Raw genomic sequence first — 16,047 nt, forward strand, 5'->3', positions numbered from 1 at the left:
ATCGCCCGGCACTGCGCCGGGCATGAGGGTTTAGTGTTTGATCATGACATGCCGGACTACCGTGTAATCCTCAAGTCCGTAGACCGACATATCTTTGCCATAACCGGATAACTTCATCCCGCCGTGCGGCATTTCGCTCACCAGCATAAAATGGGTATTGACCCAGGTGCAGCCATACTGCAACCGTGCGCTGAGGCGATGGGCGCGTCCGACGTCTTTTGTCCAGACGGACGAGGCCAGGCCGTATTGCGAATCGTTAGCCCAGTTCAGCACCTGCGCTTCATCCTCAAATTCTGTCACACTGACCACCGGGCCAAACACTTCTCGCTGGACGATCGCATCTTCCTGCTTCGCCCCGGCCAGCAGCGTTGGCTGGAAGTAATATCCTGCCTCCTCACTTTTACTGCCACCGGTGACGACGCGGATATGTCCAAGGGTTTTGGCTTCGTCCACGGCAGCGCAAACGCGGGAAAGATGCGCTGCGGAGCTGAGCGGTCCCAGCTCGGTTGACGCATCGTCCGGCGCGCCCATTTTCAGGCTGGCAACGGCTGCGCCCAGCTTTTCGACCAGCGCGGGGTAAATCCCCTTCTGGGCATAGATACGACAGGCTGCGGTACAATCCTGACCAGCATTGTAGAAACCAAACGTACGCACGCCTTCAACCACGGCATCCAAATCTGCATCGTCAAAGACAATGACCGGGGCTTTTCCGCCCAATTCCATATGGGTACGTTTAACTGAAGATGCGGTATGCCCGATAATATGTTCTCCGGTAGCAATAGAGCCGGTGAGAGAAACCATACGGACTTTTTCGTGGCCGGTCAGCGGATCTCCTACGGTTTTTCCGCGACCAAACAGCACGTTCAGCACGCCTGGCGGGAAGATATCTTTCGCCAGTTCCGCCAGCTTCAGCGCCGTCAACGGGGTAATTTCAGACGGCTTGATGACGACACAGTTTCCCGCCGCCAGCGCGGGCGCCAGCTTCCACGCCGCCATCATCAGAGGGTAGTTCCAGGGCGCAATAGAGGCGACAACGCCAACCGGGTCGCGGCGGATCATTGAGGTATGTCCTTCGAGGTATTCTCCGGCAGCCAGCCCGTTCAGGCAGCGGGCGGCCCCGGCAAAGAAGCGAAACACATCGACCACGGCCGGGATCTCATCTCCCTGAACACAGTGCAGCGGTTTCCCGCAGTTAAGGGACTCCACTTTTGCGAACGCGTCAGCGTTGGCTTCTATCACATCAGCCAGTTTCAACAGACATTCGGCGCGCGTTTTCGGCGTCGTTTGTCCCCACTCTGTGAACGCGCGATCGGCAGCCTGGACGGCAGCGTCCACCTGTGCTGCCGACGCTTCAGCAATCTCCAGCAGCACTTCACCCGTGGCAGGATTATAAACCGCCTGCTTCTCACCTTCGCCGGTCACCAGTTCACCATTAATCAGCAATTGATTTTGCATAGCATCGTCCTGTTGAAATCGACATTGTTTTCGCTGTCAGCACACGTTCTGGCGGGCAGAAACGTGACAACGTCACGTTACCAATCCGCGCTCCCTTACTAAAGGTAGACTGCGCGTTATGTCGCTTCAGGAATTTTCATCAAGGTGTGACTGGGTGCAGCATCATTTCGCGGATTAACCCCGCCAGCTGGATGACCGCCTGCTCTTCCCGCTCGCCCCAGCCCCATGAGGTATTGAAACGGAAAAACGGTGTCCAGATATTGGAGGTGGAAAACATCTTGCCGGGCGCAATGCTGATTTGATGGGTTAGCGCCTTCTCGCTCAACCGCCCCGCATCCAGCTGTTCAGGCAGTTCCAGCCATAAAAAATAGCCGCTGTCGTTGTGATGGATTTTGACACCAGCAGGCATATGACGCAAAAGCGATTGCCAGGCCTGCTGTTTGCGTTCAGCAAGCGTGCGTCGCAGGCGACGAAGGTGGGCGTCGTAACGTTTGGTCGCCAGGTAATCCACCAGCGCCAGTTGCATGGGAGAGCTGGTGGACAACGTACTCATCAGCTGCAACTGCTGAATACGGCGCGCATGTTTTCCCGCCGCCACCCAGCCAATACGGAAACCGGCCACCAGGCACTTGGAGAATGAGGAGCAGTGCAACGTCATATCCTGCTTATCCCAGGCCTTTGCCGGAAGCGGCTTTTCGCGGCCAAAGTAGAGTTCGCTGTAAACATCGTCTTCAATCAGCGTGACGTTATGCCGGGTGAGTAAGGCCACCAGCTGAGCTTTCTTCTCTGCACTCAGCGTGAAGCCGAGCGGGTTCTGACTGTTGGTCATCAGCCAGCAGGCTTTCACCGGATAATCATTTAACGCCTGCTCAAGGGCACTGAGATCGATGCCCTCACGCACGTCAGTGGCAACCGACAGCGCTTTCAGTTTCAGACGTTCAAGCGCCTGGAGTGCGCCATAAAAACAGGGGTTTTCAACGATAACCCAGTCCCCTGGTTCAGTCACAGCCTGCAAACTGAGGTTGAGCGCCTCAAGCGCGCCCGCGGTGATCACAATTTCATCCGGGGAGATATTCATTCCCTGCTGAGCGTAGCGACGGGCAATGGCATGACGTAAGTCGACGTTACCCGGCGGCAGGTTTTCAATCACGCTCATGGCGGTAGCCGTTTTGCTGACGTTAGCCAGCGATCGGTTGAGTTGCTGAAGCGGGAAAAGGCGCGGATCGGGAAACGCCGAGGCAAAAGGGACAACGGAGGGGTCGCGGCTGGCCTGTAGCACGTCGAAAATATAGGTGTTGATGTCGACCACTTCATCGCGCATCACCTGCGCGGGCGGTGCAGGCTGGTGTGTGATCGGGCGGGCGGCAACGTAATAGCCTGACTGCGGTCTGGCAACAATGCGCCCCTGACTTTCCAGCATCTGATACGCGTGGCCCACGGTCATAAAACTCATGCCGCTGCTTGCCACCTGCTCTCGCAGAGAAGGCAGCTTATCGCCCGGCAACCATACGCCAAGCTCAATCTGCGAGATAATTTGTTGCGCCAGACGCTGGTATTTTTTCATCAGATTCTCCTTATTGCTGACAGTGTATATCAGCAGGAGAAAAAGAGAAGATTTTGCTAACTGTTATAGGAAACGCGGCAGATTACTTGCGGTACTCTGTAATGTGATTCTGAGCAGAACGCGCTGCGGCCAGGTGGTCGAGCGTGATCATCGACGATTTGCAGAAAATGCATTTCGCGCCGAACGGATTTTTGTCAGACACATCAAAAGCTGAGGTGCGGTACTGCGAGCCATGACAGCATGGGCAGCGGAAATGGATATAAGAAGTCATAGGATTCTCCTGTAAACGTAAAAACGTAAATTACTCATGAGCCGATCAGGCAATAAATGGTTCGATACAAAACTAATCGGAATGTAGATAAAGACCCAAGAGAGGCTGCGGAGAGGCACAACGTGATGAGAACTGCTTTATAAAACTACGTCAGATATTTATTTGGATTCAAAACCAGAAATCCATTAACGCATGTTGCTGGCGACAAAGCAAGCTGTTTAATGCGTAAAAATCATAAAAAGAAATTTTTTATTCTTCCTTGTTACCTATATCAGCCAGATAAAGTTCAGCTTTTTCCACAACTGTTATAGATAAATTATCGATTTCTGCTTCTGATATCTCATTTGCCGCCTCTCTATCATAACAGTACACCGTTTAACATTGAGGCAGTGCATGTTTGGTTTAGATGCGTTTCATCTTGCGCGAATACAGTTCGCCTTTACCGTATCCTTTCATATTATTTTTCCGGCGATAACCATTGGCCTGGCGAGCTATCTCGCCGTGCTGGAAGGGCTGTGGTTGAAAACAAAAAATCCCGTCTGGCGCTCGCTGTACCATTTCTGGTCGAAGATCTTCGCCGTCAACTTTGGGATGGGCGTGGTTTCCGGCCTGGTGATGGCTTATCAGTTTGGCACTAACTGGAGTGGGTTTTCGCAGTTCGCGGGCAGTATTACCGGCCCCCTGCTGACCTATGAAGTGCTTACCGCGTTCTTCCTTGAGGCGGGGTTCCTCGGGGTAATGTTGTTTGGCTGGAATAAGGTCGGGCCAGGGCTGCACTTCTTTTCGACCTGCATGGTCGCACTGGGGACCCTCATGTCTACGTTCTGGATCCTCTCGTCAAACAGCTGGATGCAGACACCGCAAGGGTATGAAATCATCAACGGTCAGGTCGTTCCGGTGGACTGGTTTGCCGTGGTATTTAACCCCTCCTTCCCTTACCGCCTGCTGCACATGTCGATAGCGGCATTTCTCAGCAGCGCGCTGTTTGTCGGTGCCTCCGCGGCCTGGCATTTGCTGCGCGGAAACAATACGCCCGCTATTCGCACCATGTTTTCCATGGCGTTGTGGATGACGTTGATCGTGGCACCCGTCCAGGCGCTGGTGGGTGATATGCACGGGCTTAACACCTTAAAACACCAGCCAGCGAAAATAGCCGCCATAGAAGGCCACTGGGAGAATCCGCCGGGTGAGCCTACCCCACTGCTGCTATTTGGCTGGCCGGATATGGAGCAGGAACGGACCCGTTTTGGCCTGGAAATTCCCGCTCTCGGCAGCCTGATCCTGACCCACAGTCTTGATAAACAGGTTCCGGCATTGAAGGAGTTCCCAAAAGAAGATCGCCCGAACGCCACCATTGTCTTCTGGTCTTTCCGCATCATGGCCGGCCTGGGAATGTTGATGCTGCTCCTGGGCGTGACGGCAATCTGGCTGCGTTATAAACAGCGCCTTTATACCTTACGTTCCTTCCTGTGGTTTGCCCTGCTGATGGGGCCGTCCGGGCTGATCGCGATCCTCGCCGGATGGGTAACAACGGAGGTCGGCCGCCAGCCCTGGGTCGTCTATGGTCTACAGCGTACAAAGGATGCGGTTTCCGCGCATGGCGATCTGCACATGAGCGTCAGTTTGCTGGCCTTCTTCGTGGTTTATACCGCGGTATTCGGCGTGGGTTACAGCTATATGGTGCGTCTGATTAAAAAAGGGCCGCAGCCCCATGAATCCTTCGCGACTGAATCCGATGGCCGCCCTGCTCGTCCGCTTTCTGCCGTCACCACTGAATTCAAGGAGTAACCGTAATGGGTATCGATCTTTCCATTATCTGGTTCGTGATTATCGTTTTCGCCACGTTGATGTATATCGTGATGGACGGTTTTGATCTGGGGATAGGCATCCTGTTTCCGGCAACGCCGAATGCGGACGACCGCGACGTGATGGTCAATAGCGTGGCTCCCGTCTGGGATGGCAACGAAACCTGGCTGGTGCTTGGCGGTGCGGCCCTGTTTGGCGCCTTTCCTCTCGCCTATGCGGTTATCATCGACGCGCTAACCATTCCACTGACAATAATGCTGATCGGGCTTATATTTCGTGGCGTCGCCTTCGAATTTCGCTTCAAGGCCACTCCGGCGCACCGCCCGTTCTGGGATAAGGCCTTTATTGGCGGATCAATTGTGGCGACCTTTAGCCAGGGCATCACCGTCGGCGCGGTCATCCATGGGTTCAGCGTCACTGGTCGCGCTTACAGCGGTGGTCCGTTTGACTGGTTTACCGCGTTCAATTTTTTCTGCGGTGCGGGTCTTGTAGTGGCTTACGCGCTGCTAGGTTCAACGTGGCTGGTAATGAAAAGCGAAAATGCCCTGCAACAGCGGATGCGTCAGGTATCGAAAGTGCTTCTGCTCCTGCTTCTGGTATTCATTGCAGTAATCAGTATCTGGACCCCTCTCGCCCAACCAGCTATTGCTGCGCGCTGGTTTACGCTGCCGAATCTGTTTTATCTGCTGCCCGTGCCTGCGCTGGTTGCGATCCTGAGTCTGTGCCAGTGGCGCTGCCTGAACGATCCTGCGAGCCATACTCTGCCGTTTATCATGACATTAGGGCTGGTTTTTCTTGGGTTTAGCGGGCTTGGGATCAGCATCTGGCCGCATATCATCCCGCCGGGCATTACCCTCTGGCAGGCCGCTGCGCCAGCCCAAAGCCAGGGCTTTATGTTAGTGGGTGCACTGTTGATCATTCCCGTGATTCTGGTCTACACCTTCTGGAGTTATTACGTTTTTCGCGGAAAAGTACAGCATGGGGAGGGTTATCACTGATGCAACAACCTGTATGGAAACGTTTGATGTGGCTTGCCATCATCTGGGGCGGCAGCGTCCTGGCGCTGGCCTGCGTAAGTATGCTCTTTAAAATGCTGATGGCCGCAGCCGGATTTAAATCGCACTAACTCACTGACCGGGTGCGCCGCCGCCCGGTCCCTTCCCGCACTTTCAGATAAACCCCATTAACACTCAGGAGGGTATGGTTACACTGAAAAAATATTTACGGTATTGATAGTTTGAGAAAAAAAATGAAAAAGCTCGCGGCAGTAAGTTTAATCAGCCTCGCACTGGCTGGATGCGTTAATCCTGGTAAAGCCTCCGTTCAGACCGAACAGCTAGAGAATCATCGTTTCGTTCTGGAAAATGTGGATGGCAAAGCGGTTAAAGGCGGGAAAACCCAGCCTGAAATTCGCTTCAGTGCGCAACCCAATATCAGCCTGATTAACAACATTGTCGTCTCCGGCACATTGTGCAACGGCTTCAACGGCCAGGGGAAACTGTCCGAAGGAGAGTTGACGGTCAAAACGCTGGCAATGACGCGGAAACTCTGCACCGAGCCGCAGCTAAATGAACTGGATCAGACCATCGCCGATATGCTACGCACAGGCGCACAGGTAGACCTGACCGAAGACCAGTTAACCCTGGCGACAGCCAATAAAACATTGATGTTTAAGCGAGTTGAATAACTCAGTAGCTTCCGCACGAACCTACGGCAAGCGACTGCTCACTACAGCGTTTGCCATTTGGCAATGCGCACATGCCGATGGCGGAGCCATCGAGCTGACGGGCAACGGAGAGTGAACCGCCGATCATTGCGCAGTTGGCCTGACCTGAACTGGACATAGCCGCCCGCATACCTGGCGTAACGTGTGCCGCTGTCGCCTGCTGTACAGGTTCATTGCTGCATGCCGACAACAGTAACGCGGCACATCCGACCCAAAATGCTGAACGCATACCTTCCTCCCCATAATTAACGCGAAACCTATGCATAATAGGCATCACGCGCCGCATCGTCGAGAGCGGATGTGCGTATTTATGCGCCCTGGTAACAATTTCTCGCAATTTTTTAACGCGAGTAGCCATCGAGTCATTGATACAGCGCATACCAAGGACACAAAAGCGAAAATCGTAAAACCTGAGCTTTGCTAAAATACACAGATAATATTCAGGGTCTGTCGTCGTTTTTCAGGCCCCTCTTTTTGCGCAATGTAAGGGTGTTGTCCTATGCAAACTATTGACGGCAATGGTGCAGTCGCGTCTGTTGCGTTTCGTACCAGCGAAGTGATCGCCATCTACCCCATCACTCCCAGCTCCACGATGGCTGAACAGGCTGACGCCTGGGCTGGTAATGGGATAAAAAACGTCTGGGGCGATGTCCCGCGGGTTGTAGAGATGCAGTCCGAAGCCGGTGCCATTGCCACCGTGCATGGTGCGTTGCAGACCGGTGCCCTGTCGACCTCGTTCACGTCGTCTCAGGGGCTGCTGTTGATGATCCCCACGCTTTACAAGCTGGCAGGGCAATTAACGCCGTTTGTGTTGCACGTTGCCGCACGCACCGTAGCCACTCACGCTCTCTCTATTTTTGGCGACCACTCAGATGTGATGGCCGTGCGTCAGACCGGCTGCGCTATGCTCTGCGCCAGCAGCGTGCAGGAAGCGCAGGACTTCGCGCTGATTTCGCATATCGCCACGCTGAAAAGCCGAGTGCCATTTATTCATTTCTTCGATGGTTTCCGTACGTCCCACGAGATCAATAAAATCGTTCCGCTACCGGACGACACTATTCTTAATCTGCTGCCGCAGGCTGACATCGATGCGCATCGCGCTCGCGCCCTCAATCCGGAACATCCGGTGATCCGGGGTACCTCTGCGAACCCGGATACCTATTTCCAGTCCCGCGAGGCGACAAACCCGTGGTACAACGCGGTCTATGAACACGTTGAACAGGCGATGGACGATTTTGCCGCTGCGACGGGCCGCGAATATAAGCCGTTTGAATATTACGGTCATCCGCAGGCCGAGCGCGTGATCGTCCTGATGGGCTCCGCCATTGGCACCTGTGAAGAGGTGGTTGATGAGCTATTGACGCGTGGTGAAAAAGTTGGCGTGCTCAAAGTTCGCCTCTACCGTCCCTTCTCAGCGAAACACCTGCTCGCAGCCCTGCCGGACAGCGCGCGTGCAGTGGCGGTACTGGACCGCACCAAAGAGCCTGGCGCACAGGCTGAGCCACTTTATCTGGATGTGATGACCGCTCTGGCTGAGGCGTTTAACCGCGGTGAGCGCGAAACGCTGCCGCGCGTCATTGGCGGGCGTTATGGATTGTCTTCCAAAGAGTTCGGACCGGAGTGCGTCCTGGCGGTATTTGCTGAACTCCGCGAGGCAAAACCGAAGCCGCGCTTTACGGTCGGCATTTATGATGACGTGACTAACCTTTCTCTGCCCTTGCCGGAAAACACCCTGCCCTCGACTGCGAAACTGGAAGCGCTGTTCTACGGTCTGGGTAGCGACGGCAGCGTCTCGGCAACCAAGAACAACATCAAAATTATCGGCAACTCTACGCCGTGGTATGCGCAAGGGTATTTCGTCTATGACTCCAAAAAAGCGGGCGGACTGACCGTCTCCCACCTGCGCGTCAGCGAACACCCGATCCGCTCGGCATACCTGATTTCTCAGGCGGATTTTGTTGGCTGTCACCAGCTCCAGTTCATTGATAAATATCAGATGGCCGAGCGCCTGAAGCCCGGCGGTATTTTCCTGATCAACACCCCTTACAGCGCCGACGAGGTCTGGGCACGCCTGCCCCAGGAAGTGCAGGCGGTGCTTAACCAGAAACAGGCGCGCCTGTATGTCATTAACGCCGCGAAGATCGCCCGCGAATGCGGCCTGGCGGCGCGCATCAATACGGTTATGCAGATGGCGTTCTTCCACCTGACCAATATTCTGCCGGGCGACAGCGCGCTGATGGAGCTTCAGGGTGCAATCGCCAAAAGCTACAGCAGCAAAGGTCAGGAACTGGTTGAGCGCAACTGGCAGGCGCTGGCGCTGGCCCGCGAATCGCTGTTCGCGGTGCCGTTGCAGCCGGTCAATGCCAGCAGTCCGAACCGGCCGCCAGTGGTGTCTGACGCCGCCCCGGATTTCGTCAAAACCGTCACGGCGGCGATGCTTGCCGGACTGGGCGACACCCTTCCCGTCTCTGCGCTTCCGCCTGACGGAACCTGGCCGATGGGCACGACCCGCTGGGAAAAACGCAACATTGCCGAAGCGATTCCCATCTGGAAAGAAGAGCTGTGCACCCAGTGCAACCACTGCGTGGCGGCCTGCCCGCACTCGGCCATTCGCGCCAAAGTGGTGTCGCCAGAAGCGTTAGATGGCGCGCCGGAAAGTTTGCACTCGCTGGATGTAAAATCCCGCGATATGCGTGGTCAGAAATATGTCCTACAGGTGGCGCCGGAAGACTGTACCGGCTGTAACCTGTGCGTTGAGGTGTGCCCGGCGAAAGATCGTCAGGACCCGTCAATCAAAGCCATCAATATGATGTCGCGTCTTGAACATGTTGAAGAAGAGAAAGTGAATTATGATTTCTTCCTCGACCTGCCCGAAATCGATCGCAACAAGCTGGAACGCATTGACATTCGTACCTCGCAGCTCATCACCCCGCTCTTCGAGTACTCCGGGGCGTGCTCCGGCTGCGGCGAAACACCGTATATCAAACTGCTCACTCAGCTTTACGGTGACCGAATGCTGATTGCCAACGCGACGGGCTGCTCGTCGATCTACGGGGGTAACCTGCCGTCCACGCCATACACCACCGACGCGAACGGTCGCGGCCCGGCGTGGGCAAACTCGCTTTTCGAGGACAACGCAGAATTTGGTCTGGGATTCCGTCTGACGGTCGATCAGCACCGCGCCCGCGTAATGCGTCTGCTCGCACAGTTTGCCGATAAGATCCCGGCAGAACTGAATGATGCCCTGCATGCGGAGGCCACACCTGACGTTCGTCGCGCGCAGGTTGCTGAACTGCGCAACGCGCTTCAGGGTGTTGAAGGGGCTGAACAACTCCTCACTGATGCTGACGCGCTGGTTGAAAAATCTGTCTGGCTGATCGGCGGCGACGGGTGGGCCTACGATATTGGTTTCGGTGGTCTTGACCATGTCCTGAGCCTGACCGAAAACGTCAATATTTTGGTGCTCGATACTCAGTGCTATTCCAACACCGGCGGACAGGCCTCGAAAGCAACGCCATTGGGGGCGGTCACGAAATTTGGTGAGCACGGCAAGCGCAAGGCGCGTAAAGATTTGGGCGTCAGCATGATGATGTATGGACACGTCTACGTCGCGCAGATTTCGCTGGGGGCGCAGCTCAACCAGACGGTGAAAGCCATTCAGGAAGCGGAAGCGTATCCAGGGCCGTCGCTGATTATCGCCTACAGTCCGTGTGAGGAGCATGGCTACGATCTGGCGCTCAGCCACGACCAGATGCGTCAGCTCACCGCAACCGGCTTCTGGCCACTGTACCGCTTCGACCCGCGCCGTGCCGATGAAGGGAAATTGCCGCTGGCGCTGGATTCGCGTCCGCCGTCAGACGCCCTTGCCGAAACCTTACTTCAGGAGCAGCGTTTCCGCAGGCTGAACGCTCAACAGCCAGAAGTGGCAGAGCAGCTATGGAAGGATGCGGCAGCGGATCTACAGAAGCGGTATGACTTCCTGGCGCAACTGGCGGGGAAAGCCGAAAAATCGACCAGCGAATAACCTGTATGCCCGGCATGTCCGGGCATTTTTTTGCCAAAAAAAGCCCGATGCACGTGCACCGGGCGAATCCAGAAGATCGGTGAAAATTGCCTCAATGTTCTGAACAATATTCACGTGAATTATGGATGAAAAAATCTTAAAGGCATATAACGGCGTGAAGGTTACCTTGTTTTCCACGTAATTAATAATTTTTATTTTGTATTGATTATAATAATTCATTCATGGCATCAATCGTTATTTCTACCGCATCATTTAGTTTAGATTTTACTTAACCCGTAACAATTATATTTTATTCATCCGCCGTCAGAGTGATTTAGCATGGGACAGCTTTCCAGCCCGGAAAGTTCACGAAGTAATAAAAAAATAACTGCAAAGGAATAATCAAAATGCAAAGAAAAGTACTGGCACTGATGATCCCCGCTTTGTTAATGGCTGGCGCCGCTCACGCAGCTGAAATTTATAATAAAGACGGCAATAAACTGGATCTGTATGGCAAAGTAGATGGTCTGCATTATTTCTCTGACGACGCGTCTAAAGATGGCGATCAAACCTATATGCGACTGGGCTTTAAAGGTGAAACCCAAATCAACGACATGATGACCGGCTTCGCACAATGGGAATACAACATTCAGGCAAACAACACCGAAGGTTCTGACAATCAGTCCTGGACGCGTCTGGCCTTCGCGGGTGTGAAGGTGGGCGATTACGGCTCCTTCGATTACGGCCGTAACTATGGCGTCCTGTACGACGTTGAAGGCTGGACCGATATGCTGCCAGAATTTGGTGGCGACTCTTATACTTATGCCGATAACTTTATGACCGGTCGTGCAAACGGCGTGGCTACCTACCGTAACACCGACTTCTTTGGTCTGGTGCAGGGTCTGAACTTCGCGGTGCAGTATCAGGGTAATAATGAAGGTAATAACTGCGACGAGAATTTCTGCTCTACCAATGAAGGGACCAACAACGGTCGTGATACACGTCATGAAAATGGTGACGGTTACGGTATATCCGCAACCTACGATTTCGGCATGGGCTTCAGCGCAGGTGCAGCATTTACTTCATCTGACCGTACCAACGATCAGGTAAATTACACTACCGCCGGCGGCGATACTGCGGATGCATGGACCGCAGGTCTGAAATACGATGCCAACAACATTTATCTGGCGGCAATGTATTCCGAAACCCGCAATATGACGCCGTACGGCGACAATGCAGATGCGGTGGCAAACAAAACCCAGAACTTTGAAGTCACCGCACAATATCAGTTCGATTTCGGTCTGCGTCCGGCTATTTCCTATTTACAGTCCAAAGGTAAAGACCTGGGCAATGGCCAGGACGATAAAGATCTGGTGAAATACGCTGACGTCGGTGCTACCTACTATTTCAACAAAAACATGTCCACCTATGTTGATTATAAAATCAACCTGCTGGATGAAGATGATTCGTTCTACAAAAACAATGGTATCGGTACGGATGACATCGTAGCGTTAGGTCTGGTTTACCAGTTCTAATCCCGTTAGCCCGCAGCGATCTGCGGGCTAATTTTATCGCTGTTTCGCCTGTTCTTTGCGAAAAGAGAGATAACCAATTACCCCGCTGTCGCCATCCATAGGGTGATTTACTCCATCCATTACCGCCACTTCCGGGAAGTCGAATGGCGTGACATTTTCCAGACAGGCGACATTCACACCATATTCATTGGGATTGGAACGTCGTTGGTGGAACGTGTAAATACCGCAAATCGAACAGAAGAAATGGCGCGCCGTGCCGGTGTTGAAACGGTACTCTGTGAGCGTGTCCGCGCCCTGCGTCACCTTAATGCCCGTCAAAGGCGCTGAAACCACTACCGCCCCACGCATCCTGCAAAACGAGCAGCTACATCGACGAGCGGTATTCAGGCCGTCCGACAGCTCAACCGTAAATTTCACCGCCCCACAATGACACTGTGCATGACGAATGTCAGCCATCGTTATACTCCTTTTCTCACTAACTCAGCCGCTTTTAAAAAGACCTCATCTTCGACACCATCCCCCTTCTGCCTGCCGAGCCTTACCAGCTCAGCGACAATACTTTCACGGTTGATGATCTTCTGGGATGAAACCAGCCCGATAACGGCGGCACCAATCGCCAGCCCAACTAATCCTGTCTGCTCGTCTTTATTTTTCATAGAAGCGCTCCCTTGTCCCCCTCAAAAGCGTAGCAGGAGAAATGTAAAACGCGCTGGTACGCGGGAATGAGATCCGTGCTTTATCTCAGCTGTTCGCCAGGCAAAACAGTAGGGGTTCTGAGCGGTTATCAGACAACGTTGAAGAGGACAACATGAATAGCGGTGCGCATAGAGAGGCCGAATGGGTGTTAAAACCGCCTTCGAAAAGGCGGCAGGTCATTACTCTGGATCTTTATCGCCTGATTCAGGCGCTGAGCCAGGATCATCTTTCGGTTTTTTTCCATCCTTGTCCGGGTTATCCGGGCTGGGATTATAATCAGGATGGTCACCATTAACGGGACGGTCAGTCATTTTCACCTCCGTTTTTACTGCGTAAGCTGTAAGTGTAGACAACCCTTCAGTCTTAACCAAACTTCTCCTGTGGAGCTCATTTGTAAATCGTGCTGGCATTCGGCGCTGCAATCCGTACCATACACGACACACTTTCGCATGCTGGTTTTTACCGGTAGCCGCAAACCCGTCTTTTATCGCTAACCAGGTGGGGCACGTAAATGCGCAGATGGTGTATGAAATCTATGCTACATGGATAGAAGAGATGAACACGAAGCTGACGCTTTGAAATCGTTTTCCTCACCCTGTGCCCCATTTGAGATCTGAGTAACGAATAGATGCAACAAAATCAAGAAATTAACAAGAAAGAACAGTACAACCTGAATAAACTGCAAAAGCGACTGCGCCGTAACGTGGGCGAAGCCATTGCAGACTTCAACATGATTGAAGAAGGCGATCGCATCATGGTCTGCCTGTCGGGCGGTAAAGACAGCTACACCATGCTGGAGATCCTGCGCAATCTACAGCAAAGCGCACCGGTGAACTTTTCCCTGGTCGCGGTTAACCTCGATCAGAAACAGCCCGGCTTCCCGGAACATATCCTGCCGGAGTACCTTGAGAACCTGGGCGTTGAGTACAAAATCGTAGAAGAGAATACCTACGGCATTGTTAAAGAGAAGATCCCTGAGGGCAAAACGACCTGTTCGCTCTGCTCACGTTTGCGTCGCGGCATTCTGTACCGCACCGCAACCGAACTGGGCGCCACCAAGATTGCGCTTGGTCATCACCGGGACGACATTCTGCAAACGCTGTTTCTGAATATGTTCTATGGCGGTAAAATGAAGGGAATGCCACCGAAGCTGATGAGCGACGACGGCAAACACATCGTGATCCGCCCACTCGCCTACTGCCGCGAGAAAGACATTGAGCGTTTCTCCCAGGCCAAAGCCTTCCCTATCATTCCGTGCAATCTGTGCGGCTCACAGCCGAACCTGCAACGTCAGGTCATTGGCGACATGCTGCGTGACTGGGATAAACGCTATCCGGGCCGCATCGAAACCATGTTCAGCGCCATGCAGAACGTGGTGCCTTCGCACCTGGCCGACGTTGAACTGTTCGATTTCAAAGGGATTAACCACGGTTCAGAGGTGGTGAATGGCGGGGATCTGGCGTTTGACCGCGAAGAGATCCCGATGCAGCCTGCTGGCTGGCAGCCAGAGGAAGAGGATGCGCAATTGGATGAACTGCGCCTGAACGTGGTAGAAGTCAAGTAACCTGGCAGCGTCTCAGATATCATTTCTGAGACGCGTTTTAAGCTTATTTCAGCAGTCGAACGCGGCAGGTCTTCCCTTTAATCTTCCCGCCCTGCAACTGTTTCCAGGCCTTATGCGCAACCGACTGGCGAACCGCTACGTAGACATGCGCAGGATGGACCGTGATCTTGCCAATATCTGCCCCGTCGAGACCGATATCCCCAGTTAACGCCCCCAGAACGTCACCGGGACGCATTTTGGCCTTTTTACCGCCGTCGATGCACAGGGTGGCCATTTCCGCCGCCAGCGGAGCGATGCTGATATTACCAGGGGTATTCACCCAGTTGAGTTTCAGTTGCAGCATTTCCGCAAGAATATTGGCGCGCTGCGCCTCTTCAGGTGCGCAGAAGCTGATGGCGAGACCACTGTTACCTGCGCGCGCGGTACGCCCGATGCGGTGGACATGCACTTCCGGATCCCATGCCAGTTCGAAATTCACCACCAGCTCAAGCGATTTAATATCCAGGCCACGGGCCGCCACATCCGTTGCAACCAGCACGCGTGCGCTGCCGTTAGCGAAACGCACCAGCGTCTGATCGCGATCGCGCTGTTCCAGATCGCCATGCAGCGATAATGCGCTCTGTCCGGCATCATTCAGAGCATCGCACACCGCCTGACAATCTTTTTTGGTATTACAGAACACCACGCAGGACGCTGGCTGATGTTGGCTCAGCAATTTTTGTAGCAGTGGAATTTTGCCCTGCTGCGATGTCTCGAAGAACTGCTGCTCAATCGCCGGTAACGCATCGACAGTATCGATTTCAATGGTCAGCGGGTTCTTCTGCACGCGCCCGCTGATCGCTGCAATCGCCTCGGGCCAGGTGGCAGAAAAGAGCAGCGTCTGGCGTGTGGCTGGGGCAAAGCGGATCACTTCGTCAATCGCATCGCTGAAGCCCATATCCAGCATGCGGTCAGCTTCATCCATCACCAGCGTTTGCAGTGCATCGAGTGAAACGGTGCCTTTTTGCAGGTGATCGAGCAGACGGCCCGGCGTTGCCACAATGATATGCGGCGCGTGCTGAAGGGAATCGCGCTGCGCACCGAACGGTTGCCCGCCGCAGATCGTTAAAATTTTAGTGTTAGGCAAAAAACGCGCCAGACGACGCAGCTCACCCGCGACCTGGTCGGCCAGCTCGCGCGTCGGGCAGAGTATCAGGGACTGGGTCTGAAACAGGGTTGCATCAATGTGTTGTAACAGGCCTAGCCCAAATGCAGCCGTTTTTCCACTGCCGGTTTTCGCCTGCACGCGCACGTCACGGCCTTCAAGGATAGCCGGCAACGCGGCGGCCTGGACAGGGGTCATAGTGAGATAGCCCAACTCATTCAGGTTAGTCAGTTGGGCTTCAGGCAGAACGTTCAGCGTGGAAAAAGCGGTCACAATATACTCT

Annotated in this window: 15 protein-coding genes and 1 pseudogene; 8 read left to right on the top strand and 8 right to left on the bottom strand. The window is 54.0% G+C overall.

What is annotated here, in order from left to right:
• Positions 1-30: 30 nt before the first annotated feature.
• From patD to IMQ56_RS15060, 3 genes are all read right to left on the bottom strand, one after another.
• Positions 31-1,455 (bottom strand): aminobutyraldehyde dehydrogenase, encoded by a 1,425-nt coding sequence (patD, locus tag IMQ56_RS15050; RefSeq protein WP_196063949.1) that lies wholly within the window; start codon positions 1,453-1,455, stop codon positions 31-33.
• Between the two features lie 139 nt (positions 1,456-1,594).
• The gene (locus tag IMQ56_RS15055) at positions 1,595-3,019 is read right to left on the bottom strand and encodes a PLP-dependent aminotransferase family protein (RefSeq protein ID WP_032103602.1); all 1,425 of its coding nucleotides are present in this window, start codon (positions 3,017-3,019) and stop codon (positions 1,595-1,597) included.
• 82 nt (positions 3,020-3,101) lie between these two features.
• Positions 3,102-3,290: a hypothetical protein gene (locus IMQ56_RS15060; protein ID WP_017693360.1), complete on the bottom strand. Its 189-nt coding sequence runs from the start codon at positions 3,288-3,290 to the stop codon at positions 3,102-3,104.
• 393 nt (positions 3,291-3,683) lie between these two features.
• Here IMQ56_RS15060 and IMQ56_RS15065 point away from each other — a divergent pair, with 393 nt between their 5' ends.
• The 4 genes from IMQ56_RS15065 (at position 3,684) to hslJ (ending at position 6,783) form a co-directional block, all read left to right on the top strand.
• Positions 3,684-5,078, top strand: coding sequence for a cytochrome ubiquinol oxidase subunit I (locus tag IMQ56_RS15065; RefSeq protein WP_040117698.1), 1,395 nt, complete (start codon positions 3,684-3,686; stop codon positions 5,076-5,078).
• 5 nt (positions 5,079-5,083) lie between these two features.
• Positions 5,084-6,094: a cytochrome d ubiquinol oxidase subunit II gene (cydB, locus tag IMQ56_RS15070; protein WP_048219994.1), complete on the top strand. Its 1,011-nt coding sequence runs from the start codon at positions 5,084-5,086 to the stop codon at positions 6,092-6,094.
• Positions 6,094-6,222, top strand: coding sequence for a DUF2474 domain-containing protein (locus IMQ56_RS15075; RefSeq protein ID WP_017693358.1), 129 nt, complete (start codon positions 6,094-6,096; stop codon positions 6,220-6,222). Before cydB ends, IMQ56_RS15075 begins: the two co-directional genes overlap by 1 nt.
• 123 nt (positions 6,223-6,345) lie before the next feature.
• Positions 6,346-6,783, top strand: coding sequence for a heat shock protein HslJ (gene hslJ / locus IMQ56_RS15080; protein ID WP_196063948.1), 438 nt, complete (start codon positions 6,346-6,348; stop codon positions 6,781-6,783).
• A gap of 1 nt (position 6,784) precedes the next feature.
• On the opposite strand, the gene IMQ56_RS15085 is transcribed toward hslJ, so the two are convergent.
• Positions 6,785-7,051, bottom strand: a complete 267-nt coding sequence (locus IMQ56_RS15085; protein WP_003856935.1) for a DUF333 domain-containing protein — start codon at positions 7,049-7,051, stop codon at positions 6,785-6,787.
• A gap of 270 nt (positions 7,052-7,321) precedes the next feature.
• Between IMQ56_RS15085 and nifJ the strand changes: the two genes are divergently transcribed.
• A complete protein-coding gene (gene nifJ, locus IMQ56_RS15090; protein WP_017693357.1) occupies positions 7,322-10,846 on the top strand; it encodes a pyruvate:ferredoxin (flavodoxin) oxidoreductase in 3,525 nt (1,174 codons plus the stop codon).
• 386 nt (positions 10,847-11,232) lie between these two features.
• Positions 11,233-12,360, top strand: a complete 1,128-nt coding sequence (ompC, locus tag IMQ56_RS15095) for a porin OmpC (protein ID WP_048219990.1) — start codon at positions 11,233-11,235, stop codon at positions 12,358-12,360.
• A gap of 33 nt (positions 12,361-12,393) precedes the next feature.
• Here ompC and IMQ56_RS15100 read toward each other — a convergent pair whose 3' ends face one another.
• The 3 genes from IMQ56_RS15100 to IMQ56_RS23130 all read right to left on the bottom strand — a co-directional run bounded on the left by IMQ56_RS15100 (position 12,394) and on the right by IMQ56_RS23130 (position 13,367).
• Complete coding sequence (locus tag IMQ56_RS15100) at positions 12,394-12,816, bottom strand: GFA family protein (protein WP_017382259.1); 423 nt, start codon at positions 12,814-12,816, stop codon at positions 12,394-12,396.
• Positions 12,817-12,818: 2 nt separating this feature from the next.
• A complete protein-coding gene (locus tag IMQ56_RS15105; RefSeq protein WP_000790642.1) occupies positions 12,819-13,016 on the bottom strand; it encodes a hypothetical protein in 198 nt (65 codons plus the stop codon).
• 219 nt (positions 13,017-13,235) lie between these two features.
• On the bottom strand, positions 13,236-13,367 hold the full coding sequence (locus IMQ56_RS23130) for a hypothetical protein (protein ID WP_017693355.1): 132 nt from the start codon (positions 13,365-13,367) through the stop codon (positions 13,236-13,238).
• 70 nt (positions 13,368-13,437) lie between these two features.
• On the opposite strand from IMQ56_RS23130, the pseudogene IMQ56_RS15110 reads away from it, so the two are divergent.
• Together IMQ56_RS15110 and ttcA are read left to right on the top strand one after the other, a co-directional pair.
• A pseudogene (locus IMQ56_RS15110) lies at positions 13,438-13,635 on the top strand (tyrosine-type recombinase/integrase); the annotation flags it as partial.
• Positions 13,636-13,684: 49 nt separating this feature from the next.
• Complete coding sequence (gene ttcA / locus IMQ56_RS15115; protein ID WP_196063947.1) at positions 13,685-14,620, top strand: tRNA 2-thiocytidine(32) synthetase TtcA; 936 nt, start codon at positions 13,685-13,687, stop codon at positions 14,618-14,620.
• Positions 14,621-14,663: 43 nt separating this feature from the next.
• Here ttcA and dbpA read toward each other — a convergent pair whose 3' ends face one another.
• Complete coding sequence (dbpA, locus tag IMQ56_RS15120) at positions 14,664-16,037, bottom strand: ATP-dependent RNA helicase DbpA (RefSeq protein ID WP_196063946.1); 1,374 nt, start codon at positions 16,035-16,037, stop codon at positions 14,664-14,666.
• Positions 16,038-16,047 lie beyond the last annotated feature (10 nt).

The sequence above is a fragment of the Enterobacter sp. Res13-Sevr-PEC09-46 genome (assembly GCF_015672585.1).
Lineage (GTDB): Bacteria > Pseudomonadota > Gammaproteobacteria > Enterobacterales > Enterobacteriaceae > Enterobacter > Enterobacter hormaechei_C.